At 39.1% G+C, this 25,222-nt stretch carries 19 protein-coding genes and 1 pseudogene; 12 read left to right on the forward strand and 8 right to left on the reverse strand.

Annotated elements, in window-relative coordinates; translation table 11 throughout:
• The 3 genes from JCM15074_RS18325 to JCM15074_RS24445 form a co-directional block, all read right to left on the reverse strand.
• A partial coding sequence (locus tag JCM15074_RS18325; protein ID WP_025823151.1) for a DUF11 domain-containing protein occupies positions 1–2,666 on the reverse strand: 2,666 nt, incomplete at its 3' end.
• A gap of 89 nt (positions 2,667–2,755) precedes the next feature.
• Positions 2,756–6,001: a beta strand repeat-containing protein gene (locus JCM15074_RS18330; protein WP_159105315.1), complete on the reverse strand. Its 3,246-nt coding sequence runs from the start codon at positions 5,999–6,001 to the stop codon at positions 2,756–2,758.
• 214 nt (positions 6,002–6,215) lie between these two features.
• A complete protein-coding gene (locus JCM15074_RS24445; protein WP_306302240.1) occupies positions 6,216–6,719 on the reverse strand; it encodes a hypothetical protein in 504 nt (167 codons plus the stop codon).
• A 915-nt stretch (positions 6,720–7,634) separates the two neighbouring features.
• Here JCM15074_RS24445 and JCM15074_RS18340 point away from each other — a divergent pair.
• From JCM15074_RS18340 to JCM15074_RS18350, 3 genes are all read left to right on the forward strand, one after another.
• Entirely contained in the window at positions 7,635–9,233 is a 1,599-nt protein-coding gene (locus JCM15074_RS18340) for a PepSY-associated TM helix domain-containing protein (protein ID WP_025823157.1), read from the forward strand.
• Positions 9,233–9,556: a DUF3325 domain-containing protein gene (locus tag JCM15074_RS18345; RefSeq protein ID WP_025823159.1), complete on the forward strand. Its 324-nt coding sequence runs from the start codon at positions 9,233–9,235 to the stop codon at positions 9,554–9,556. The genes JCM15074_RS18340 and JCM15074_RS18345 overlap by 1 nt, the downstream gene beginning before the upstream one ends.
• Before the next feature lie 177 nt (positions 9,557–9,733).
• The gene (locus JCM15074_RS18350) at positions 9,734–10,189 is read left to right on the forward strand and encodes an OsmC family protein (RefSeq protein WP_025823161.1); all 456 of its coding nucleotides are present in this window, start codon (positions 9,734–9,736) and stop codon (positions 10,187–10,189) included.
• Positions 10,190–10,248: 59 nt separating this feature from the next.
• Here the strand turns inward: JCM15074_RS18350 and JCM15074_RS23835 are convergent, their stop codons facing one another.
• Both JCM15074_RS23835 and JCM15074_RS18360 read right to left on the reverse strand, forming a co-directional pair.
• Entirely contained in the window at positions 10,249–10,803 is a 555-nt protein-coding gene (locus tag JCM15074_RS23835; protein WP_025823163.1) for a hypothetical protein, read from the reverse strand.
• Positions 10,796–11,395: a sigma-70 family RNA polymerase sigma factor gene (locus JCM15074_RS18360; RefSeq protein WP_025823165.1), complete on the reverse strand. Its 600-nt coding sequence runs from the start codon at positions 11,393–11,395 to the stop codon at positions 10,796–10,798. Before JCM15074_RS18360 ends, JCM15074_RS23835 begins: the two co-directional genes overlap by 8 nt.
• Before the next feature lie 251 nt (positions 11,396–11,646).
• Between JCM15074_RS18360 and dauA the strand changes: the two are divergent.
• The 8 genes and pseudogenes from dauA to hydF all read left to right on the forward strand — a co-directional run bounded on the left by dauA (position 11,647) and on the right by hydF (position 20,392).
• Positions 11,647–13,358: pseudogene (gene dauA / locus JCM15074_RS23015) on the forward strand (C4-dicarboxylic acid transporter DauA).
• A gap of 446 nt (positions 13,359–13,804) precedes the next feature.
• Positions 13,805–15,037 carry an iron hydrogenase large subunit HydA gene (gene hydA / locus JCM15074_RS18370; protein WP_025823167.1) on the forward strand — a complete coding sequence of 411 codons (1,233 nt, stop codon included), beginning with the start codon at positions 13,805–13,807 and terminating at the stop codon, positions 15,035–15,037.
• Between the two features lie 14 nt (positions 15,038–15,051).
• Complete coding sequence (locus JCM15074_RS18375; protein WP_025823169.1) at positions 15,052–15,372, forward strand: iron hydrogenase small subunit; 321 nt, start codon at positions 15,052–15,054, stop codon at positions 15,370–15,372.
• Positions 15,373–15,386: 14 nt separating this feature from the next.
• The gene (locus JCM15074_RS18380; RefSeq protein ID WP_025823171.1) at positions 15,387–16,067 is read left to right on the forward strand and encodes a cytochrome b/b6 domain-containing protein; all 681 of its coding nucleotides are present in this window, start codon (positions 15,387–15,389) and stop codon (positions 16,065–16,067) included.
• A gap of 72 nt (positions 16,068–16,139) precedes the next feature.
• Complete coding sequence (gene hydG / locus JCM15074_RS18385) at positions 16,140–17,573, forward strand: [FeFe] hydrogenase H-cluster radical SAM maturase HydG (protein WP_025823173.1); 1,434 nt, start codon at positions 16,140–16,142, stop codon at positions 17,571–17,573.
• Positions 17,574–17,576: 3 nt separating this feature from the next.
• Positions 17,577–18,200 carry a hypothetical protein gene (locus JCM15074_RS24270; protein ID WP_025823175.1) on the forward strand — a complete coding sequence of 208 codons (624 nt, stop codon included), beginning with the start codon at positions 17,577–17,579 and terminating at the stop codon, positions 18,198–18,200.
• The gene (gene hydE, locus JCM15074_RS18395; RefSeq protein ID WP_025823177.1) at positions 18,184–19,194 is read left to right on the forward strand and encodes a [FeFe] hydrogenase H-cluster radical SAM maturase HydE; all 1,011 of its coding nucleotides are present in this window, start codon (positions 18,184–18,186) and stop codon (positions 19,192–19,194) included. Before JCM15074_RS24270 ends, hydE begins: the two co-directional genes overlap by 17 nt.
• Positions 19,175–20,392 carry a [FeFe] hydrogenase H-cluster maturation GTPase HydF gene (gene hydF, locus JCM15074_RS18400; RefSeq protein ID WP_025823178.1) on the forward strand — a complete coding sequence of 406 codons (1,218 nt, stop codon included), beginning with the start codon at positions 19,175–19,177 and terminating at the stop codon, positions 20,390–20,392. The genes hydE and hydF overlap by 20 nt, the downstream gene beginning before the upstream one ends.
• A 53-nt stretch (positions 20,393–20,445) precedes the next feature.
• Here hydF and purE read toward each other — a convergent pair whose 3' ends face one another.
• Entirely contained in the window at positions 20,446–20,955 is a 510-nt protein-coding gene (gene purE, locus JCM15074_RS18405; RefSeq protein ID WP_025823180.1) for a 5-(carboxyamino)imidazole ribonucleotide mutase, read from the reverse strand.
• A gap of 298 nt (positions 20,956–21,253) precedes the next feature.
• On the opposite strand from purE, the gene JCM15074_RS18410 reads away from it, so the two are divergent.
• The gene (locus JCM15074_RS18410; RefSeq protein ID WP_051536956.1) at positions 21,254–22,441 is read left to right on the forward strand and encodes a sensor domain-containing diguanylate cyclase; all 1,188 of its coding nucleotides are present in this window, start codon (positions 21,254–21,256) and stop codon (positions 22,439–22,441) included.
• A 53-nt stretch (positions 22,442–22,494) separates the two neighbouring features.
• On the opposite strand, the gene JCM15074_RS25120 is transcribed toward JCM15074_RS18410, so the two are convergent.
• Positions 22,495–23,571, reverse strand: coding sequence for a molybdopterin dinucleotide binding domain-containing protein (locus JCM15074_RS25120; protein WP_234400282.1), 1,077 nt, complete (start codon positions 23,569–23,571; stop codon positions 22,495–22,497).
• Positions 23,568–25,130: a molybdopterin-dependent oxidoreductase gene (locus tag JCM15074_RS25125; protein ID WP_234400283.1), complete on the reverse strand. Its 1,563-nt coding sequence runs from the start codon at positions 25,128–25,130 to the stop codon at positions 23,568–23,570. Before JCM15074_RS25125 ends, JCM15074_RS25120 begins: the two co-directional genes overlap by 4 nt.
• Between the last annotated feature and the right edge of the window lie 92 nt (positions 25,131–25,222).

Below are 25,222 nucleotides of genomic sequence, written 5' to 3' on the forward strand. Positions count from 1 at the left end.
CACGCAAAACATTTAAAACCAGGCTCAACACCAAATAATGAATATTGACCATTTTCATCGGTAATAACATAATCACCGTTTTGCATATATATACGTACGGCACCAATTGGCCAATCACCTTTTCCTTGTTTACCGTCACATTTGCTATCAACAAACACCTTACCGAAAATAATACCTTTATCTGTTAAAGGACCTGATTGCTCGACATCCACCTGATAACTTGCTTCATTTGAATCTAAGGTGAAACCATTGAGCATGCGAGCGGATACAGAGGCTTTATTCACGCCGTCTGAATCAATAGCACCCGCCGTAGCCTGTAATACATACGTTAAAGTATTATCAGAATTTGCTGGTATATCACTAATCTCAAAAGTTAATTCCGGTCCTGGGCTACCAAGGATATTAGTAAACACTTCACCATTATATTTTGCGGTACCTTCAATATATTTAAATCCATAAGGCAATATATCTTTAACTTTTGCATTGAATAAATCACTATCTAATTTATTCATAATACTAATTGAATATTTTAAATAACCACCCACTTCAACTTTACTATCATCAGCTGTTTTTTGAACAATCAAACGTTGATCTAACCCTGAAGGATCTAAAGGAATATCTAATTGATGAAAACCTGCTTGTTCTAATTCAAAATAGCCGTTACCAGCAGAGCTATCTATACCAAAAGAAGCTCCTTCAACATTATATTTATAATAATATTCAAGTTTATTGAATTCAGATGGCCACGTATGAGTTGATGGAGGAGTAGCTTCTATATAATACTTGCCGCTTGCTAGCGGTGGCATATCAAAGAAACCCAATTCATCACTTGTTGATACGGCAGGCTCTTGAGTTAATAAGTTAATAGCAGGTTCTTTTGTTGCATAGTCGAATACTGACACTCTCGTGCCAGTAACAGGAGTAAAGCCTAAACTATCAAATGCAATAGAGCGGCTATTCACGTTTGCAGTCGAACTTAGCAAAGTACCATTATGAGATACTCGACTTAACAAGGTATCATTTGAGAGTGTATATAAACGACATTGGTCGCTAACTTGATAAACTTCAGTCGGATGTTTTTCAACTCGCGGACAAAGCGTTTGACCGGCTTGCCCTTCACCAATAACAATACCGTGAACAGCTCTAAATACGCCTGTATTAGGACCTGTTTCAACTACTCTAACGTCAACATTTTTACCCGTTTTCTGTGAGTGTACTGTAATATGGATAGGTTCATTTAAACCGTCATACTCACCAGCATCACGATTAAATAAAGGTAAATCTGCTTCTACATACACCGCATCTAATAATGGTAAATAATAATCAACACTTCGAGATATATAAAAGTTAGTGGTGGTAAATAATTGATTGTTATTAATGGTAAAACCAGGAATTTCTGACGGTTCAGTACCACTCACATACTGACTTAGTTCAGAACGTTGCTCGGTAGGTACTCTTAAAAAACGAATCTTACCATCAGGATGACCACCATTATCACCAATATTGTTACATACTTGGTTACTTTGCATGTCAGCGTTAACATCGCCATCAACATCAATTTGTGCTCGATTATATATTTCAACATTGCCATTTAACGCTTTTACATCATATTCATAAAAACCTGACTCACCAAGTTCCATAAATTCTGCGCGAACGACAAAAGCAACTCGATCTACAGCTTCCTGTCCATCCCAATTTTCATAAGTTTTCCATGTGTAACTATAAATATCATCCGCCTGACCTGAACCAGTTATACGTAATATCATAGATGCACCACTATAAATTATTTCACCACCATCGTTATAACTATAAAACGTTGGTGCTTGGGCTACATCGACCGATTTAACTAAAACTGTATTAGCAGGAACTAAGCTTTCAATTAATACACCATTTAAATTAATAGTGCCTTCACTAGCAATAATTTCTAGTGGTTGTAATAGTTCTAACGGTCGTTGGTGACCTACAGAAGAATAATTAACTTTATAGCGAATATTATCGCCGACATTAAGTGACACATCACAAAATGGAAAATTCTCAATATTTAAGTTTACTAGTGCTTTTCTAGTCACATAAACAACATCTGTTTCTGTTGCGTTTTCAGTAGAATAAGCTTTGCTTGTTGCTGAGATGTCAACTATATAGTTATCGTTTTCATTAGCCGTACCCGGCACAGTTGCCACATAAACAATTGGCATCGCTTCATCTGGTGCTAATAACATTGTTTCTGTAATAGCTTGCTCACCAGCATCAGCAACACCATTACCATTAACATCATAATAAATATTAAAATCTGAAACTGTATTACTCGGTTTTTTATCTCCTAATTGATCTAAATCGCCTGAATCTCCCTCTTTTTGACTAACAAATAATATATATGAATCGTCAATATTACCTGTATTACGCACAACATGAGGAATGCTGATCGTTTGACCAGGAGCTGCTAGAAACGACTGATTCTTAGTAATAGAAACAGATGCAACCTCAGCAACACGCGCATAAGCATGATTTGATATAACCGTAAATACTTCACCTACACCTGGATCGAAATAGGTAGCAGTAGATTGTGTATCAATTAATGTCCCACCATACGTCCCTGCATTTACAGGTGTTATTGCCTGCGCAGCAATAAAGAGTATCGATAATGTTGAAGTCAACCACTTCATCATCTGATGCTCCTCTATTTCAAAGTGGTAATAAAAGCTGAGTCTAGAGTATCTAGACTCAGCTACGGCAGTATTAACTAACTAATTGAAGGTTATTGAACTTCGGCTACAAAATGAACAACCATTTTGTCACCTGAAGCAAGTTCAGAAACAACATACTTAACAGAGTTACCTGTAATAGACTCAGTTACAGAAGTACCTGTCGCTGTTGTTGGAGTACATAACTCACCAATATCTTCATTAACTGGATAACCTGTACCACCATGCGGAATCACTGGTGTATCAATAGTATTAATACAGCTAACTAAGCCTGCACTACCTACAGCAGTCACACCTGAGGTTGGTGCAGCAGTAAATGGGGTAAACTCATCATCAATACTAATATTCATGACTTTAGTCGCACCTTCATTAGTCGCTACAATCTTCCAAATAATACATTGAGTAGGCTCAACTAATTGCGTTTGGTTTCTCATGAATAAGGTATCAGCAGCACCATCACAATCGGTATCAACCGCACCAAACTTCTCAAGACGAATTTGGCCAACACTCACGATAACAGTTAACTCAGAGTTAGCATCAGGACCAGTCGCATCAGTGTTGTCCGCAGTAATAGTTGTTGTATTACTTTGGTTATTTGATGCATTAGCAGGAGCAAACACAGTTACTTGTAGCTCTACACTTTCACCAGGCTCCAATGTTAATGCAGGCACACCACCAACTAACTCAACTTCAATAACAGCACCATCATTACCAGTAATAGTACGAGGACACGGCGCTACGGTACAAAGGTTAGCAACACTAGTATCAGGAGTACCGTCACCATCTGTATCGATTAATAATGTATCACTGAAGTTAGGATCGGTATTAGCTGTACCTAATGTTACTTGCTCAGTAGAGTTACCGGTATTAGCAAGTGTTTGATTAAAGTCAACATTACCACCAGGCTTAATTTGATCCGTTAGCGGTGTAGGTGAAATACTAATTTCACGCTCAGCTGCGATATCAAATGCATCCAACTTACGGTTAGAAGCTCCTGTTATTTGGCTAGTTGCAACAAACGAGATTAGATAATCATTATCACCATCAGTATTCGCATCAATTGCACCAGCTTGGTTACTATTAGCAAGTGCTTGAGCAGCATCTGCCGATACCGTAATTACTGCATTTAAGTGCAATACAGAACCGCCACCAATAGCTTGAGTCGAGGTAATAATACTACCCGCTGTTGAAGTATCATCTAAAGTACCGTCAGCATCAGTATCGACACCTAGTACCTCAAATTGTACAGACCAACCAGTAGGAACCGCTCCCCACGCACCGGTATCAAATGCTCCAGCTGACGTTAAGTCATATGAATCAGGGCTTCCACCTTCATTTGCAATGTAAAGTGGAACTTTAACCGTATCACCCGGTGATAAAGGGTTTGCATTAGTTGGTGCATCAGCAAAAGTAAATGTTGTACCAACATCAGCAGCACTAATACCATCACCAGTATTTACTGGGTTAACATCTGTTGCAGCATCAATTGGCTGACCCGCATTAAATGGCGTATTTGCTACATCCACTGTTGGTGCCGTAATTGTGTTCAACGTTGATTCAGTCGTATCTGTAATCGTGTTATCTGTTGTAGAAGTAATAGTGGTCGTAGCAGTGTAACCCGTACTACCATTTGCATTACCAGGTAAGGTTGCAATAACACGAATTAACTTCTGATTACACTTAATAGCAATACCATCAAATGATGTTGCTGCGGCAGTACAAGTTGAAGGCTCAATTTCACCAGTATTGGTAATTGGAGCCGTACCTTCACCATTCATATGAGAGAAAATAGTACCTGTAGGGAAACCACCAGAGGTATTATTTGCAGTCACAATATCATAGGTATCTTTCTCGTTACCTGTATTAGTAATAAGGTGATAGAAATATACGGTCGAACCCGCGGGAGCTGCATCAACAACCTGAATATCATTTAAGGTTGTATCAAAGTCACCACCATCAGTACTAGTTGACATTGCGCCAGTATCATCAATTAATACTGATAAACTTGACTCTGTCTTCGTTTCAGTCTTATTCGACGTTACTGGACACTCATCTCCATCAGCCTTATCACCATCATTATTGTTATCCGAACAAATTAATGCAGTGTTTTCAATTGTAGTATCAGCCTCTGTTAATGCAGGTGGATAAACAACATAGAAGGTCATGGTGACAGTTTGACTTTTAGATAACGAATCTTTATATGCGTAAATACCTGCAACGGTCGCATCAGTCTTATTACCGTTCGCATTAATATCGAGATCTAGGCCTGCTTCACCGGTATCAGTAGCATCGCCATCGCCATTAATATCAATCGCAGTTCCCGTACCATTAACAACAGCTGTCTCATCAGCGATATTAGCTAATGATGTTGCAGCCTTATCTAGAGAAGCAACAAAACCACTGCTAGTTGGTGTATAGTCAAAGCTTTCAGCCGTTCCGGTAATCAAGAATGCACCGTCAGGAATCGCATCAAGTAAAACCACACCTTTTGCAGGATCATTACCTGTATTCGTCGCGGTAACAACATACTTAATTACATTTAAGGCTGGGTCACCAGCATCGCCACCATCAACATCTAAACCGGTAAAGTCTGATTCTGTTAAGCCTGCCACAGTAGGGAGCGCAGTAGCCGTTTTATTTAATACGATTACAGCATTATTAGTTACATTAACTGTATCTTCGTTGGTACCATCGGCAGTATCCAAACCTTTAGATGCGGTCAAATCGGTTACAACCGTATTATCAGCATTATTCGCCACTGCGGTTAAGGTTAGACCAATAGTATTACCTTCGATTGCCGTTGAAGGTACTTGAACTTGTACAGCTAACTTCATTGCTGTACCTCCGGGAATCGTCACACTGGTATTAGTTGCACCAGGCCCTGTTCCAGGAATTTGCGCTAATAATGTTTCACCTGCACTCGGTAAACCATCATCATTTGAATCTTCATAAATCTTAATTGATGTCGCATCAAGCTGAGTTGCATCAGCATTAGTTTCATTTGTATGGTTCTGTGCAATGGTTAATGTATAGGTATCAGCACCATTACCCGTGTTTGTTAATGTGTGTTGTAAATATGCAAAACCACCTGGAGAAGCATTTGCTTCTGAATCTGCCTCGATGGTCGCGCTATAAATTTGTGCAACAGTCACGATTGCATCTTCTGATGTTGCCGTATAAGACACACCTAGATTATCTTCATACGACACTGTCGCTTTGTTGGTAATCTGTGTGCCTGCTTCCGTTGCTGCTAATGCATACTGCGCCGAAAGGCATGTCGCAGAACCCAAAAGCAGCATAGGAGCCCACTTAAATATGCTTTTTAATTTGAAGGTCATGAGTTGGTACCTTTTCACTAATTAGTTAGTTATCCCGCCAACATAAATACAGTTTGTCTCATCAGTAATTATGTCGTTTGAAATACAAACAATTTAAAAAGGATGAACGGTCGTTTGCACGACTTTAATCCATCCTAGATAAGTGTTTTATATCTGTTTTAACGTAGAGAAATGATCAATTAACTCGTACTCGATATTTGAATACCATAGATTCACTTGCATCAATTTCACGTTTCGGAATCCAACGGATCATGCGATACTCAACAGGCAAAATGGTGACTTCTTCCATCTCACCTTGAGCATTTGCTCGCATACGTTTAATTGGTTCAGGTTCAAACAATTCTCCATCTAAACTTGCGAGAAATGTTGAATCTACTTGAGTTAACTGACTACCACCTAAAAAGGTAGTGCTCTGGGGGATCGGAGCAGTTACAACTAGCCCCTGAAGTTCGGAATTACCTTGGTTAGTGTACATCATCTTGTACTCCAGAATTCCTCCTGGTTCTACAGTATCTGCAGGTTTAACCTCTTCTTTTCCTTCTCCATTTACGTTGAGTGAATAAACTTCCATGTTACTTTTAAGTGGTCCGTCACTGCCATCAGCGCTAACAGTGAATGAAGACAATCCTAACAGAAGTGTGCACATTAACATCTTTAAGGATGAGCACAGATTTTTCATAAAAACTCCCAATGCAACTATATTTTTAAACTGCTTGCCTAAATTGAGTAACAATTCAGATACCTGCAATGGGACTGAAATCCCATCCTAAATTACACGCTCCAAGCTCTATTCAGAGTCAGAAACTCAAAAGCAAAGTAATATTGCTATTTAGTCTAAAACTAAACTTGTATCTAAAAGTGATACTTACCAAAGCACACACTTGTTAAATACTTGTTCTAGTCCCGTTAATTGTATTTAGAATAGGCTTGATTGTCAAAATTAAAATAACAATTAAACAACATTGAAGCAATGACTACTAGTGTTCACATTCCGCCTTTTTAACAACAAAAACAAAGCATTAAAACTAAAACATTCAAAATGCCTTGCAAAAGGCTCGTCAAATTATTGAAAAAACAACAAGCAAAGCGTCAAAAAACCGACAAATTGCATTCAAAAGTTGCAACACTTATTTCCTATATGTTTTTTAATTTGTAAATCCTATGCATTATTGATGGATTTTTCCGATGTGATCATCTCCACATAACTGTGTTAATGAGAATGAAAGCATTTCTTAATAGCATTTAAATAAGATAGTCTTCTTTCAATCATTTTAGTTAGGTTATTATGAAGTAGGTCATCATTGAGATTATGGAGCATGTGGTACTCAAATAAACGAGTACAAATAATAACAAGAACAATCTTGGCTATCGTTTTTGGCTATTTAATCAGTACATTAATAACAATCTTAGGGACTCAAGTTCTTCCCTTAAGCAATGCTGAAAATACCTATCTAATGACTTTGATATCATTTATGGTTTATACAGCTTTTATCCTATACTGCTTCGCTATCCAAAATTTACAGCGCCTCATTGCCTATACAATGGGGCTCAGTTCTCTGTTACTTGTATCAATTACCATTTCTGTAGAACTAATATGAAAGATTCATTTTACCGAACAATGAACTGGCTCCATACTTGGGTAGGTCTTCTTGTGTGCTGGCTATTACTGCTTATCTTTTTCAGTGGTACATTAAGTTATTATCGATATGCGATAAATTTATGGATGAAACCGGAGTTACATCAAAATGTAATTCAATCATATAACCCTAAAAATATTGTTCAGATTATTGACTTTGGGCAGGCGTATCTTGAGCAACACGCATCTAACGCAGCTAAGTGGTATATCAATTTCCCAACTGAACGAAAGCCATATTTAAGCTATGCTTGGCAGCTTGCGGCCCAAGAAAATCAAAAACGTGGCAAATATATTGAACACATTGTTACCACCGATAACCATATTATCGACCAAGTTCGGGCATCTAAAGGTGGCCACTTCTTCTATCGCCTTCATTTTGATTTACATTACTTGCCAACATCAATAAGTCGATGGATCGTCGGCTTTTGTACCATGTTTATGTTAATCGCCTTAATTAGTGGCATTGTTATTCATAAACGTATCTTTAAAGACTTTTTCAGCTTTAGGCCTAACAAAGGCGCAAGATCATGGCTAGATGCACATAATGTGAGTTCAGTATTCGCGCTGCCATATCATTTGATGATTACCTACACAGGCCTAATCGCAATCATGTTTTCATTAATGCCATGGGGATTAAACTCTGTATATGAAGGTGGCCGTCAAGCACTTAATAATGACATAAACCCAAATAATTCAATGCCAAGAGCAAGTGGAATAACGCAGCCATTAATAAATTTATCAACCATATTGCCAATGCTTGATAATGTTTGGAATGAACCTACCTTAAAATCCATTACCATTATTAACCCTAACGATAGTAATAGTAGAATTATTGCGGAATTGAATAATCAGCAAGATCTTACTGAGCAGGAGCATAGAGTTGTCATTAATGGCATCTCAGGCCAATTAGTGTCCACGCCACAGTCTTTAGGCGCTATTTTAGCAACTCATGACACTTTACTAGCACTCCATACGGGTAGATTTGCAGAGCCAATATTAAGAGCCATGTTTTTTATTAGCGGTATACTGGGCTGTACTATGATTGCTACGGGAACAATCATGTGGGCCGTTAAAATACGTAAAAAACAACAAAAGCAACTTATAACGGGAGCAAGTCCAAGCTTAGGTTTACGGATTGTCGAATCGCTTAACCTTGGCGTAATAGCAGGGTTGCCGTTAGCCACGGCTGCATTTTTTATAACAAACAGAATGCTACCAGCCTCTTTAACGGAACGATACGATATTGAGATAAATAGCTTTTTTAGCGTATTACTACTGACGATACTCATTAGTTTTTGGCGTAATGACCGTCAAGCATGGTGCAAATTACTCTGGCTTAACAGTATTAGTTTCGCTTTCCTGCCAATATTAAATAGTCTAACTTCACCGACAAATTTATTGTCCAATATCAAAATGATGCAGTGGCAATTAGTGGGATTTGATATAATGTGCCTAATTTTTGCCGTCATGTCGGGTTTTGCAGCAATACAGTTGAAAAAACGTACGAGTAGAATACCTAAAAAGCGCAGCCTTAATTTACAGGAACATCCTCTATAATGTTATTAATGATTAGTTTAGGCTACCTTGCATTTGGCCTATTTGCACTGGCAATGTTTAGCCACTTTAAAGATAGCTTTAGTCGAGCTCCGAGCAAATGGCAACGTTATTCATTGTACATATGCGCATGGCTCGTGCTTGGTGGGAGTTTTGCAGGGTGTATAACCCAACTTGGTATCGCTTATGGGTTAATCTTCTTTACTGGCATGATGTCAGTGGCGGCCTTGTTAGTCATTTTTACCTTAAGCTATCGAGCTAAAGCGTTAGCCCCCCTAATGTTAAGTAGTAACCTCATTATCGGCTTGTTTTCACTAGCAAACTAAACATTAATGACGAACTTGCATAACAATTATATTAACTTGAATCATTTTCAGTTGATATTATGTGCGGCTCGTCAAAATGTCATAACTTGTTACTGATTAAACATGCAAAGTCGCTTATATTGATCAGCTGTGTTTTAATTTACAGCTATTGCTGTTTATTTTATAGAAAGGTAACTCATGGCTTTTTCAGTCACTACACAATGGCAATTATCTTCAGATGCTGAAGTATTAGAAGACGGCGAATTTTGCCGCGACCATACCATTACATTTGGCTCAGGTCAGACAGTACAAGCATCTTCTGCTCCTGAATATAAAGGAAATCCTAGCAAGGTGAATCCAGAAGAGGGCCTACTTGCAGCATTATCGTCCTGCCATATGATTACATTTCTTACCATTGCTCATTTAAAACGTTTAACTGTACTAAGTTATACAGACGAATGTCATGCCGAGTTAGGCAAGTTAGAAAGTGGTAAACAAGCGATTACCAAAATGACATTAAAGCCTAAAGTGATATTTGCTGATGAAACGGCTATTTCCGTAGAAGTACTTAATAAAATTCATGAAAAAGCTCATGCTAATTGTTTTATTTCAAATAGCTTAGCCTGCAATATCGAAATCATTCCAACACTTTAAGGCTAACTTCTAACTGATGAATCTCATTGATAACGCCAAAATCAATGAGATCCACTTAGTTATTTTTGATGCTGCTGCCATTGTTGTTGCAATAACTGTAAATCTTTAGCAATAGCATCATTTGAGTCTAACAACTCAGGCCGTTGAGTTTTTATTGCCGAAATATAAACACCCGCCTCATCCCAGCGCTGTTGCTTTATTAATAATGTTAACTGCTCCACTATCTGTGATGTAGCTATATTACCTAAGTTAATCTCACTATCCTTTGGCACAGCAGCCATTCTTAATACTGGTCGAGCTGTTTGCATATCAGCGGCTTGTTCAGAATATAAACGAATATCATTGGTCGCAGTTGGTGTGATCACCGATTGTTCTGCAACAGGATAAAACCAAAGTCCTGTCACAATTAAAGCAATTGATGCAGCACTCGATAACTGCCATTTAGGCTGTAGCCACCATACTGTTTGACGCACGCTATTATTGCTGCGATCAGCAGCCATCTCAATAATTCTTTGATCTAGTTCAGCACTCGGCTGTTCTTTCGCTTGTAATTTATATAATGATAAAAGCTCATCATCAGTCATAGTTTGATGATTCTTATGTTGATCAACCATGACCCACCTCTTGCCACTTATTAGCAACACACTGTTTTAAACTTTGCTGAGCATAGCGCAGTCGACTTTTAGTCGCCTCCATGCTTACATTAGCTATTTCACTAATTGTTATCGCAGTAAATCCCATTTCAAAGTTCATGATTAAGGCTTCTTTTTGTACTTGAGGTAACAAGCTAATACATTTTTCCAATAGCCTAGCTTTAGCTTGCATAATGACAGATGGTTCAGGTGCCATTGACTCATCATTGACGTCAAAAGATTGTTCATCATCAACAACATCAGTAAAGTTATCGACAGGTTTGACACTACGAACATGATCAATCACTAAATTATGCGCAATGCGATACAACCAAGTGGTAAATTTTGCAGAGGCTTGATAACTACTCGCCGACTTGATTACCCGTCCCCAAGTATCTTGATATAAATCCTCAGCCAATTGCAGATCATGAATTTGACGAACAAAATAACGATATAAACCACCTTTATGGCGATTATAAAGCTGGCTAAAAGCTTGATTATCACCTTGAGCATAAGCCAGCATTAACACTTCATCAGTCACTGCTTCTTTATTTGCAGTCAGGTTAGCCACCATAAAACACCAAACAATAAAATTTTACAAAGTGTGCCAATTCAATAACGGCTTGTCTATCCCTAGCTATAATGAGTTGTTCATCCCTATAAACGAAATTAAAGCATAAAATGGTTATTTATTTTTCGCTTACATAAAAACACATAAAAAAAAAGCAACTCAATTTGAATATGTGATCATCATCAAACATACTCTGTGTTTGTGAGCTTAAAATAAGCGCCTTTTTTCAATTTGCTCTTAGGAGCCAAACGACTGTGTCACATAGAGCCCACTTATTCTCCCTTAAAATTGGTTATGCGTTTAGCATTGCCTGCTTAAAAGAAGGCTATAGCTTTAAAAAGTTTAGCCAAGATCTTTTAGCAGGCTTAACCGTTGGTATTATTGCAATTCCATTATCGATGGCACTTGCTATTGCGAGTGGTGTTGCCCCTCAATATGGTTTATATACCGCTATTATTGGTGGTTTCATTATTGCTTTAACGGGGGGATCACGTTACAGCGTCTCGGGCCCAACGGCTGCATTTGTGGTATTGCTCTATCCGATAGCTGAAAAATATGGCCTTGCAGGCTTATTAATGGCGACAGTCATGTCAGGTTGTATCCTTATTGCAATGGCCTGTCTGAAATTAGGTAAACTTATTCAGTATATTCCTGAATCTGTCACCCTAGGATTTACTGCAGGTATCGGTATTGTCATTGCAACGCTACAAATCAAAGATTTCTTTGGTTTAAGTATCGATGCTATGCCAGAGCACTATTGGGACAAAATTTATACGTTAATTCAAACTATCCCATCTGCGCATTGGCCTAGTATGACAGTGGCTATTGTTACCCTTGCCATCATGTTAATTTGGCCAAAATTTAAAACGCCTATTCCAGCCCACCTACCCGCAATCATCGTTGGCAGCTTGTTGGCACTATATTTAAATAGTATGGGAATGGATATCGCAACCATTGGTAGCCGATTCCACTACTATTTAGCAGATGGTAGTTTAGCCAATGGTATTCCTGCATTACCGCCTGAATTTAAGTTGCCTTGGTTACAAGACGGTGCCAATGGCCATGCATTAGGTTTTAGTTGGAATATGATCCAAGAATTATTACCTTCAGCATTTGCTATTGCCATGTTAGGTGCAATTGAATCCTTGTTATGCGCCGTCGTTTTAGATGGCATGACAGGTAAACGTCATAGTGCGAATAGTGAATTACTCGGCCAGGGTATTGGTAATATCATTGCCCCATTTTTTGGCGGTATTCCTGCAACAGCAGCAATAGCTCGTAGTGCGGCAAACGTAAAAGCTGGCGGACAAACTCCTATCGCGGCAATGATTCATGCCATAGTAGTATTACTTGGTTTAGTTGCACTGGCTGGTGTCCTTTCATATTTACCGATGCCAGCAATGGCGGCGCTATTACTGATCGTTGCTTGGAATATGAGTGAAGCCCATAAAGCAATAGAACTTATTAAAACGGCTCCACGCGGTGACATTTTAGTATTCTTTACCTGTTTTAGCCTTACCGTTCTATTTGACATGGTCATTGCTATCAGTCTAGGTATTATTTTAGCAGCATTGCTATTTATGAAAGAAACTGCAGAAATGACCAAGCTGGTAGATATTAAAGATAACAAACGATATGTCGCTGATGACTTAGGTGACGATGTTGCTGTTTTTCGAATTAATGGCCCACTGTTTTTCGCCGCTGCAGATAACATATTCTCTGAAATTGCGATGAAAACGGTTCATAAAAAGATGATTATTTTATCTTTTGATAATGTATCGCTGCTTGATGCAGGAGGTTTATCTGCATTACATAACTTATTGAACATTGTCAACATCATCACTGCCAATTAAAAATTTCGGATGTGCAATTTCAACCGTTAAGAACATTAGCAAAAGCAAAAGTACAGCCGATTGAAGGCATATTAAAGTTCTACCCAACATTACAAGACGCGTTAAACGATTAGCAAATAAAGCCCTCTATTTTATATAAAGTAGAGGGCTTTAATAATTCCAACATTAATTAAAACTTAAATAAAATATCAATAACAGACATTAAGTCACATTTAGTTAAATACATATTGATACATACTACCAACTACAGAATATAGGTAAGTTTTTGTTATTATTTTCATTAGTCTAATTAAGTATTTAATTAATTAGAATTTCCTTTATATAAATACTTAGTTGTTTTTGACAACAAAAGTAAATTTTGATTTTCGAAAATACAACGCACTTCAAATTTATAGACAAATATCATCTTTCAAAATATTAATAATTTTAAATATTTGATTAAGGACAATTTAATCAAATATGGATTCAATTATATTTTGCGCGTTTTCAGTAATTACTATCCATTATAAAAACAAATAAACCTCACGATAAAATCATTATATAGAGAATGACGTAAACTATGACAGCAACCACTTATCAACCAGGAGAAATCCGCGGGCTGATTGAAATTGATGCATCAAAGTGTAAAGGCTGCGATGCTTGTCAAAAATTCTGCCCAACTAATGCAATCGAAGGCGCCTCTGGCGCAGTTCATAGCATTAACGAAGAAAAATGCCTAAGCTGTGGTCAATGTTTGATCAACTGCCCATTCAGTGCAATTAAAGAAACACATAGCGCACTTGAAACAGTTATCCAAAAACTTGCTGATAAAAATACGACCGTAGTTGGCATCATTGCCCCTGCTGTTCGTGTTGCGATTGGTGAAGAGTTTGGCCTAGGTACTGGTGAACTTGTTACCGACAAACTGTACGGTGCCATGAACCACGCAGGTTTTAAAATCTTTGACTGTAACTTTGCTGCCGACTTAACCATTATGGAAGAAGGTTCAGAGTTTATTCACCGTGTTCGTAGCCTAGTAAAAGGTGAAACGAATGCTGGTCCATTACCACAATTTACCTCTTGCTGCCCTGGCTGGGTTCGTTTCGCTGAAACCAAATACCCATCATTATTGCCATATTTATCGACAGCAAAATCACCTCAACAAATGTCTGGTACCGTTGCTAAAACTTATGGCGCGAAAATCTATGACATGCAGCCTGAGAAGATCTTCACTGTATCAGTCATGCCGTGTACCTCTAAGAAATTAGAAGCATCACGCCCTGAATTTAATAGCGCATGGAAATACCACCAGCAGCAAGGTTCTAATGCCGCGCCATATCAAGATGTGGATGCAGTATTAACTACTCGCGAAATGGCACAACTATTAAAATTACTTGATATTGATTTAGCAACTATCGCGCCATATAAAGGCGACAGCTTGTTCTCTCAATACACCGGTGCTGGCACCATCTTTGGTACAACGGGTGGCGTAATGGAAGCAGCACTTCGTACTGCTTACAAAGTGCTAACTGAAGAAGAGTTACCAAAATTAGAATTTGAACCTGTACGTGGTTTAGAAGGTATTAAAACTGCCTCAGTGACTTTAACCGATAAGAGCCTGAACAAAGAACTTACGGTCAATGTAGCTGTTATTCACGACATGTCACGCAATATTGAACCAATCCTGCAAGAAGTACTTGCTGGTACATCTCCTTACCACTTCATTGAAGTAATGAACTGTGCAGGTGGTTGTGTTAATGGTGGTGGCCAACCTATTGATGGAAGCGGCACCTCTTGGGTTGCGAATATCTAAAGGAAACTCGAAAAATGACTAAAAAGAATTATGAATTTGCTGAAGATAGTTTTTTTCTATCTCGCCGCCGCTTTATGGCTGTTGGTGCAGCATTTATCGCTGTAATGGCTATTCCTGTTGGTTGGATTTCTAGCCGCATCGCTAAGCGTAATGATTATATTAAAGCGCGTAGTGCTGGCCTATACCAAGATGATGCTATTGCAAAAATTCGTGTTAGCCACGCAAACCCTGCAGTGCAGCAATATTACAAAGACTTTGGTGGCGAGCCTTTAGGACATTTATCTCATGACCTATTACATACCCACTTTGTTGATCGTACTAAATTACAATCATAATGGAGCAGGCTCACATGCATCAACATGATACTCGTCCAATTTTAAAGCACCCGTTAAATGTACGTATTTTTCATTACATTTTACTATTAAGCTTTTTACCATTAGCAGCAACTGGCTTACTGCTATTTTTTAAACCGCTATCACAAGCTGGTATGCAACTCACCTATGACATCCACATCATTGCTGGTGTGATCATGTCTATCGATGCCGTTGCTTTCACTATTTTTGCTTTTGATCGCGTCGTACTATTTATCGCTCGTGTATTTAATTTATCTATGCGTGATGTTAAATGGTTTATGGTACTTGGTGGCTACCCACAAAAGTTCCTACTCGGCAAAAAAGTCCCTGTTCCACCAATGAATAAGTACAACTCAGGCCAAAAACTATTTGGTGCTTGTGTATTAATTGGCGGCACATTACTGATTATCTCTGGCTTAGTACTGTGGTTAGTGCCACATGTCGTGCCACGTGACATGACTTACGCACTAGGTATGATTCACCTAGTTGCAGGTTTAATCTTAACAATGTTCCTACCAGTACACCTATTCTTAGCTGTGTACCGTTGGGATGACTTCAAAGCGATGATGGTACACGGTAACGTGCCTTATCATGATGCTGCTGAATATACACCATTGTGGGTTGAACAAGAGATTGCTCCAACTACTACGAGTGGTGATCAAGTCGTTGCCAAATAACGACTAATATCCCTCTACTCTGGCAGCGGCATGACCGCTGCCATTTTTAAAAAAGCGTTTGAGATTTTGTAAATGAGTGCACATCCTCCATTAAAAACACCGCAATATGATCCAACAGTGAACTTCATTAATGATCAGGCCATTTGGCAAATGATCGATGAAGCGTCAGCACCGACCAAGGAACAGGTTATTGCCATCCTAAATAAAGCACGTCTTTGTGAAGGATTAACAATGCAGGAAGCAGCAATTCTACTGCAAAATCAAGATAAAGAAGTTGACCAAGAGTTATTTAAAGTCGCTCGCGAAATTAAAGATACAATTTATGGCAACCGTATCGTACTGTTTGCACCAATGTACATCAGTAACCATTGTGCTAATAGCTGTAGCTATTGTGCATTTAATGCAGATAACCATGAATTAAAACGTAAAACATTAAAGCAAGATGAGATCCGTAAAGAGGTCGAAGTTTTACAAAGAATGGGCCATAAGCGAATTTTAGCTGTGTATGGTGAACACCCTCGTAATAACGTGGATGCCATCGTTGAAAGCATCAAAACCATGTACTCAGTTCGTACCGATAAGGGCGGAGAAATCCGTCGTATCAATGTGAATTGTGCGCCATTTGATGTTGCTGACTTTAAAACACTAAAAACAGCAGAAATTGGAACTTACCAATGCTTCCAAGAAACTTACCATCAGCAAACATACGAAAGTGTCCATTTAAAAGGTAAGAAAAAAGACTACTTATACCGCTTATATGCCATGCATCGTGCAATGGAAGCCGGGATCGATGATGTCGGTATTGGCGCACTATTCGGTTTATATGACTATCGTTATGAACTATTAGCATTATTAGCTCATACTTTCCAATTAGAGCAAGACTGTGGTGTAGGCCCGCATACTATCTCATTCCCACGAATTGAGCCGGCGCAAGGTTCAGAGATTTCTGAAGCACCGCCATATGCGATTGATGATGAGCGTTTTAAGCGTATTATTGCCATTGTGCGCCTAGCCGTACCTTATACAGGATTAATCATCAGTACCCGCGAAACTGCAGCGTTACGTAAAGAGCTGCTAAGCCTTGGCGTTTCTCAAATTAGTGCAGGTTCTCGTACTTATCCAGGTGCATATCAAGATGCTCAAATTGAACAAATTGATGCCCAGCAATTCACCTTAGGTGATCACCGTAGCCTTGACCAAACTATCTTAGACTTAGTGAACGATTCAGAATCAGTGCCTTCATTCTGCACGGGTTGTTATCGAAAAGGCCGAACTGGTGACCATTTTATGGGACTCGCAAAACAGCAATTTATCAGTAAATTCTGTCAGCCTAATGCCTTGATCACCTTCCGCGAATATCTCAATGATTATGCATCAGAGGAAACTCGTGCAGCAGGTAATCAATTAATTCAACAAGAACTAGATAAGCTCAGCCCAAGCCGTCGTAAGAATGTCATTGCATGCATTGATAAAACCGACGAAGGCCAACGCGATATCTATCTATAATTGATGATTGAAACCGCCATCACAGTGACACAAGGCCTCAATATTGACGCCTTGTGTCAACAATTACGTACTGGTCAGCATATTGTATTTCATGCAGCACTTTATAGTAATTTTGCAGGTTCCAGAGTTGAGCAAGTACTTACTGACCGACTATCAAGCAGCCCACAAACTAAACTCTATTTGATTGAACAAGCATTCGACCCTAGTTGTGGCTGGCATACTGAGTTCGGTCAAATATTAAGACAACAATTAACACTCGCAGAAATCGAACAGTTGTTTCAACAATCGCGTCATTGGTGCCAAAAATTACACCAGTTATATCCGCATCAAGTTGAGTATTTGATTAGCGATCTACTTCCCTGTCAGCCAATATTAGTGATCGATAATCATATTTTTAGCGGACAATACGCACATGCTGAGATTGGTGCACCACAAGGCATTTGGCTGCAAATTAATGGTCAAATATTAGCAATTGATTGCGCAACAACACACTCTTGGTTGCAACAAGCTGCGCAGCTCACAGAACTTTCACCCGCTCAAATAAGCTTTTATCGATATATGGCAGAATGCCGTCATGTTATAAAAAATGCCACTAGGTTCGACTCAACTCATGTTTACAAAAACTGAAATCCTCACATTATTACAGGGATGTGATGATGATAATTTGTTTAAACAGGCACATGCCGCAACACTGGAACAGTTTTCAGGTCAGGTGTTCATGCGCGGCATTATTGAATTTTCTAATCAATGCCGTAACGATTGTCACTATTGTGGTTTAAGAACGAGCAACCGTGAAGTCAATCGTTACCGCTTAAATCATCAACAAATATTATCAGCAGCAGAGTCGGCTCAGCAACAAGGCATGGGCACCATTGTATTGCAATCAGGCGACGATTTTCGCTTTCGAGTGCAAGATATCGAACAGCTGATTATTGAGATAAAACAACAGTTCAATCTTGCCATTACGCTCTCTTTAGGCGATAGAAGCTTAGCAGAACTCAATTGTTGGCGTGCAGCTGGAGCCGACCGCTATTTACTGAAGATGGAAACCTTTAACCAAGCTTTATTCCATCAATGTCGGCCTAAAAAACAATTTGATCAACGCCTTGCGAAGATTAAACAATTACAAGATTTAGGTTACCAAACAGGTTCAGGCATTATCGTCAATTTACCGGGGATGAGTTTGGATATGCTGGCTGATGACATTATCAGCCTTAGCCAATTACAGCTTGATATGCTTGCATGTGGCCCTTTTGTGGCACATCCACAAACACCTTATGCTGATGAGCCAAATGGCAATGTGTTACTGAGTCACCGTGTTAGCGCTATTTTAAGGCTACTTAACCCTGGCGCTAATATTCCAGCGACAAGTGCGCTTGATGCACTGCAACAAGGGGCTCGTGAACAAGCTTTATTACGCGGTGCGAATGTGGTCATGCCATCATTTACACCTGAACAAATTTTCGCTGATTACAATATTTATCCCGGTAAAAATACCAGTACCGCTAAATTAGCTGATCGAGTCAGCACCATCAAATCAGCAATATCAGCTATCGGATTATCGCCATCCTCAACTCGAGGTGACGCTTGTAGGAAAAACTATGTCAACAATGATCGCTAATTCGGCGCCACGTGGCGTCCGTTATCAAATTGCACTTATTGGTCGCCGCAATGCTGGCAAATCATCTCTGTTTAATTTATTAACAGGTCAAGATATTGCAATTGTCTCAGATACCGCAGGCACAACAACTGACGCAATTTCTAAACCCTATGAACTGTTACCACTTGGGCCTGTGACTTTTTATGATACTGCAGGTTTAGATGATGAGGGTGAACTTGGACTGCAACGTATCAAGGCTAGTCTTAAAATTCTATATCGCGCCGATATTTGCCTGCTAGTCACAGATGAGCAAGGGTTAACAGCGAAAGAATTACAATTAATTGAAGAACTACAACAGTTAAAAATTCCATTTTTAATCATCTTTAATAAAGCTGATATCAGCGATATCAAAAATAAAGATATTGATTACTGTCAACAACACCAATTAGCCTATTTAGCCGCATCTAGCACACTTAACATGGGTGCAGACCAAATCAAGCAGGCTATTTATGAAATCGCACCAGCAGAGCTTAAACAGGAACAAGTGCTAGCAAGCGACTTATATCAAGCAGGCGAAACTGTACTATGTGTGGTACCTATTGATATGTCAGCTCCTAAAGGTCGGTTAATCTTGCCACAGGTGCAGGTTCTTAGAGAGGCATTAGATCATGATGCTATGGCTATCGTGGTGAAAGAAAGTCAGCTAGCACAAGCATTGGCGCAACTGAATACACCGCCTGCAATCGTCATTGCGGATTCACAGGTGATTAAACAAGTTACTCAAGTGGTGCCAGAAAATGTGCCGCTTACGACATTTTCAACTTTATTTGCCCGCTTTAAAGGGGATTTAGCAATTCTTGCTCAAGGCGCTGATGCGCTCGATAATCTGCAAGATGGCGATAAAATCATGATGGCTGAAGCATGTAGTCATCATTCACAGGAAGATGATATTGGCCGTGTAAAACTGCCAAATATGATTAAGCATTATAGCCAAAAGCAGCTGACATTTGATATTAAAGCTGGCCATGATTTTCCAGATAACCTAGCAGACTATGCACTAGTCGTTCATTGTGGTTCATGTATGCTAAATCGCACCGAAATGATCCGCCGAGTGAGAGAATGCGAACGTCGTAACATTCCAGTGACTAACTATGGTGTTGCCATATCAAAAATCCAAGGGGTATTACCACGGGTAATGCAGCCTTTTATCGGTAAGTAATCGCCATAAAAAACGCCACTTTCTAAGTGGCGTTTTTATGACTCATTCATCGATTAAAGTGCAGCTAATTTCTGCTGCAACTTAGCATCTTTAGCCGCAACCGCTTCAGCAGAAGCTTGACGTTCATGCTTAACCGCTAATGCTAATGCATCGTCAGCAACCGCTAACATTTGTGCGGCTAAATAACCCGCATTTTTTGCACCAGCACTACCAATAGCAACTGTCGCAACAGGGACGCCACCAGGCATCATTACTGTTGATAATAAAGCATCATGTCCCTTTAATGGGCCACAATCAACAGGCACACCAATCACTGGACGAGTTGTAATACCAGCAACTGCACCAGCTAAATGTGCCGCAAGACCCGCAGCGCAAATAAATACTTTACAGCCACGAGCTTCAGCATCAGTGACATAATCGTGAGTCGCGGCAGGTGTACGGTGAGCAGAGGTGACTTTAGCTTCATACTTAATGTTGAAAGAAGCTAAAATATCAAGGGTTGCTTGCATCGTTGGTAAGTCAGAATCAGATCCCATTAAAACGGCAACAAATGGTTGGCTCATCAGTAGTATTCCTTTGTGTAGGGCAAAGTTATTATAAATGCCAATAGACTCCCCCAAGCCATCAGCGAGCGCATTATCGCCAACCCCCATCATATTGTAAATAAAAAGTAACAAAACAGAGTGTTCAATTTATCTAACGCTGAATATCAACTGAGTATATTTACAACAAAGGGGGAAAACTAATGGCATTCAGATCACAGTATCCCTATTAATCACTATCCCCAAATGTCGCGACGATGCAAAATTATCTTGGCAAAACAAAATCTTTTAGAATGGCATTATGCCAAAGGAACTCACCTTGCGCGCAAATTCTAAACATACTAACTGTATGATACAGCTGTTATTTGTAACCCAAGTCATTGTTTATTTCTGTGTTATATTTCAATTTTGGCAACAAGCTCAACTGTCATTCATCTTAATCAGTTGTATCATGCTTATTGGTGCCCAACTCGCGATTGCCTACTTATTTCACTTTAAGCACAAACAAACTAAACAACACTTAAGCCAAGTTGTTAAATTAAATGATAGCGTGTTAGACCTAATAAAGTTATCCAGCCAATATAAAGATGAACAGATGTTCTTAGATAGCTTGCTCCATAAGACGATTAGTCATTTAGCCAATGCCGATATGGGTTGTATTATTAAGGTCTATCCCAACCATAAATTAAAGTTCACATCTGTTATTAATTTAGATATTGATAAATTATCTTTGATTAACTTCACCTTAGAACAGTCATTTAATTTTCGCTTTACCCAAGGCCGTTGTGATCAGGTCGTCATTATTGATGATATTCAAACGATTAATGCAGAAACCAGCATATCAAATGATGATCAGGCATTACTCATTAGTGCGCCAAACTCTGCAATTCATTCAACCCTATCAGGCCCTATCCATGTTGATGGTCAGCTTTATGCCATGATCAATATTGATAGCAGTAAAAATAATTCATTTAATGAATATGACAAAAATTTGCTCCAAATATTGTGCCATGAGGCCAGTAACGCTATCGCGATTTATCATAAAACAGCTAAAATTCAAAAGCTTGCAAATATGGATGCACTAACCGGACTATATAACCGCAAGTTTTTTAATGATGCCTATAAACGCTGGAAATCTCACACAAATGTCAGCTATTTAATTATCATAGACATGAATGATCTAAAACTGATTAATGACATATATGGCCATCAACAGGGTGATTGTGCACTAAAAGCGCTGGCTAAAACCATGCAAAAAGTCTGGCATAATGATCAAATATTGGCGCGTTTAGGAGGGGATGAATTTGTTGTGTTATCAAACGATAAGCTTGATGATATTAAACAACAACTGCATACCATACAACAGCTACTGACGAAACATCACCATTACCCTATTTTATTCAGTTATGGCTATAGTATTTACAGTCCTGATTGGTCCTCAACTTTTACTGCAGCTGACAGTATGATGTATCAAAATAAGCGCCAGCATAAATGCCAATGTGCATAACGTAAAAAAAGGAGCTCATATTGAGCTCCTTCTTCATCACAACTTAACCCATATTATTTCTTAGCATTCTTTTCTAAGAACTCTAATACCAATTTTTGATCCGCAGCACTTAAACCTGCTTTAGGGAACATACTCTTGGTAATGCCTTCCCACTGACCAATGGTGTAATCAGCTGGGTGCGGCGCAGCATGACATAATGTACAGCTACCATAGAAAAGCTCTTCACCCTTCGATTGAGTCTGTTTCTTACCACCACCAACAGCTTTTAGACGTTTACCTAGCTGTAAGCTCCAGATATCAACGCTATTAGTTGATGGTACCACTTTTGGTGGCTCGTAAGCTTTGTTAGCTGATTCAACATCAGTACACTTCTTGAAGTAAGCTAGACAAGTATTCGCACTGGTTGCTTGACTTAAACCACTACAAGGTTGGCTAGATGTCAGCATATTGATTGAGCCAGAGTTACAACGACCTTTGTCATCTAATTGTAACCAAGCACCTTCATGGATATAAATAACACCAGGCATACAATCAGCAGAAATCTTAGCACCACATAGCGTGGTACCACGTTCGTTATAAACTTCAACGACATCACCATCTTTAACGCCGCGTTTTTTCGCATCATCTTTGTTAATCATCACAATTTGACGACCATCAACAGACTCATAAGAGTTGATGTCAGCATTTGCCATTTGTGAGTGTAAACGCATCCATGGATGTGGACTCAATACTTGCACTTGACCTTCTTTAGCGTTACCTAACCATTCAAACGGCGGTAACCATTTAGGCACTGGCGGACAGTCAGCAATATCGAAAGATGCAATAGTTGAACTATAAAGTTCAATCTTACCTGATGGTGTGTGCAATGGATGCTTTTTAGGATCCGCATAGAAATCAGCATGACGCACATAAGCATCTGCCGCTTCAGGTGTTTGTAAGAAGGTAATACCATTCTTCCAGAACGTATCAAAATCATCAGTACCATCTGAGTTTTCGTAAGAATGACGTAAATGTTCCATCATTGTCTTACCACCAGTGTACTCATCATAGACACCAAACAAGAATGCTAAGCGTGAGAAAATTTCATAATCATCTAAACTCTCGCCAACAGGCTCAATAACCTGCTTCATCGCATAAATCTTGTTATTGCTATAAGTACCACCAGACTCATATCATTACGTTCAAGAGTGGTTGTTGATGGGAATACGATATCAGCGTAACGAGAAGATGCACACCACCAAGGATCTTGACAAATAATGGTATCAACTTTCTCTAATGCTTTAATCAACTCATTAGTATTTTGTTGGTGTGACATTAAGTTGTTACCAGAGTTATAAATTAACTTGGTATCAGGGAATGTCTTAGGCGTACCATCACGGCTAAATGCCTTACCAGGATTGTTCAGCATCTCTGAAATCAATACTACTGGTACCGTTTTAGTTACAGGGTTACGGCCTTGTGATAAACCAATTGGCATACGCTTGCCTGATTGCGGCATACCACCACAACCATAGTGCCAGCTAAATCCACAACCCACACCTGGTTTACCAATTTTACCAGCAATCGCAGCAAAGTTAATGATTGACCAGTGGATCATTTCACCGTGGTCAGCACGTTGCAATGCCCAACCAGCAGCAATCTGAGTACGCTTTTTCACCATAGTTTCAGCAAGACGTACAATCTGTTCTGCAGGTACACCCGTAATAGTCGCAGCCCATTCAGGTGTCTTCTTAACACCATCCTCAGTACCGTCTAAATAAGCAAGATACTTATCAAAACCTGTTGTGTACTTATCGATATAAGCTTGATCATGCTGTTTAGTCGCATATAGATGATAAGACATTGCAGAGAACAGTGCAGTGTCAGTACCAGGGCGAATATTAATCATCTCACTGCCCAACTGAATATCAGAATGGGTCTTTTGTGGATTGATTGAAATAAACTTAATGCCTTTTTTAGCGAACTCTAACCAATGCTGATGCATTTGATGATCGGCAACAGTAAATTCAATACGGTTAGTCTTAAATGGATCACAACCTACAAAGATGAATACTTCAGTATTTTGTTCGATGACTTCCCACGCAGTTTGTGGAGAGTAAACTTCAAGATCACCAATAATATGTGGCAAGATAACTTCAGAAGCACCAGCAGAATAGTCGCCACTACAACTACTTTGACCACCAATTAAATTAAAGAAACGACCTTGCAGTGTTTGTGGACGCATTAAACCTGCATGTGACCAACCACCATATGAAGAACTGAAAACAGCTTCGTTACCGTGCTCTTGAATGGTTTTTGCAATCGCATAAGCTGCTAATGCAATTGCCGTGCTCCAATCAACACGTACGAAAGGTTCTTTACCACGTAAATGTGGTTTGTGATCACCTAGCGGATCTTCATAAAAAGATTTACGCACCATAGGATACATCACGCGAGTATCATCATAAGTACGACTTAATACGCCTTTAGTTAGCATCTCAGTAGGAAAATCATCAACTTCACTAATTGGTTGAACACCAATTAATTTGCCATTTTTTACAATCGCTTTAAATGGACCATAGTGAGTAGCATGGTGAATAACCTGAGTATCGCTAGCAAATACTTTATCTGCTGGAAATAAAGTTAACCCTTGAGCCGCAACAGCAGATGCTAATGAAGCCTTTAAAAAATTGCGCCGTGAAATAGCCATATTTTTTTCCACATTAATATTTAGTCGAAAATCACTAAAAATATGTGTAGTTACTTAACTGTTTATAAGAAACATGGCCATAACCACACAGA

The sequence above is a fragment of the Shewanella marina JCM 15074 genome (assembly GCF_000614975.1).
In the GTDB taxonomy this organism is placed as follows: Bacteria; Pseudomonadota; Gammaproteobacteria; order Enterobacterales; family Shewanellaceae; genus Shewanella; species Shewanella marina.

Bases quoted from the DNA above. Each gene is read 5' to 3' on its own strand.
- JCM15074_RS23835 (WP_025823163.1), bottom strand. From the start codon at position 10,803: ATGGTTGATCAACATAAGAATCATCAAACTATGACTGATGATGAGCTT.
- hydE (WP_025823177.1), top strand. From the start codon at position 18,184: ATGTTTACAAAAACTGAAATCCTCACATTATTACAGGGATGTGATGAT.
- hydF (WP_025823178.1), top strand. From the start codon at position 19,175: ATGTCAACAATGATCGCTAATTCGGCGCCACGTGGCGTCCGTTATCAA.
- hydA (WP_025823167.1), top strand. From the start codon at position 13,805: ATGACAGCAACCACTTATCAACCAGGAGAAATCCGCGGGCTGATTGAA.
- JCM15074_RS25120 (WP_234400282.1), bottom strand. From the start codon at position 23,571: ATGAAGCAGGTTATTGAGCCTGTTGGCGAGAGTTTAGATGATTATGAA.
- JCM15074_RS18330 (WP_159105315.1), bottom strand. From the start codon at position 6,001: ATGCTGCTTTTGGGTTCTGCGACATGCCTTTCGGCGCAGTATGCATTA.
- hydG (WP_025823173.1), top strand. From the start codon at position 16,140: ATGAGTGCACATCCTCCATTAAAAACACCGCAATATGATCCAACAGTG.
- JCM15074_RS18360 (WP_025823165.1), bottom strand. From the start codon at position 11,395: ATGGTGGCTAACCTGACTGCAAATAAAGAAGCAGTGACTGATGAAGTG.
- JCM15074_RS18380 (WP_025823171.1), top strand. From the start codon at position 15,387: ATGCATCAACATGATACTCGTCCAATTTTAAAGCACCCGTTAAATGTA.
- JCM15074_RS18345 (WP_025823159.1), top strand. From the start codon at position 9,233: ATGTTATTAATGATTAGTTTAGGCTACCTTGCATTTGGCCTATTTGCA.
- purE (WP_025823180.1), bottom strand. From the start codon at position 20,955: ATGAGCCAACCATTTGTTGCCGTTTTAATGGGATCTGATTCTGACTTA.
- JCM15074_RS18375 (WP_025823169.1), top strand. From the start codon at position 15,052: ATGACTAAAAAGAATTATGAATTTGCTGAAGATAGTTTTTTTCTATCT.
- JCM15074_RS24270 (WP_025823175.1), top strand. From the start codon at position 17,577: ATGATTGAAACCGCCATCACAGTGACACAAGGCCTCAATATTGACGCC.
- JCM15074_RS24445 (WP_306302240.1), bottom strand. From the start codon at position 6,719: ATGAAAAATCTGTGCTCATCCTTAAAGATGTTAATGTGCACACTTCTG.
- JCM15074_RS18350 (WP_025823161.1), top strand. From the start codon at position 9,734: ATGGCTTTTTCAGTCACTACACAATGGCAATTATCTTCAGATGCTGAA.
- JCM15074_RS18340 (WP_025823157.1), top strand. From the start codon at position 7,635: ATGAAAGATTCATTTTACCGAACAATGAACTGGCTCCATACTTGGGTA.
- JCM15074_RS25125 (WP_234400283.1), bottom strand. From the start codon at position 25,130: ATGGCTATTTCACGGCGCAATTTTTTAAAGGCTTCATTAGCATCTGCT.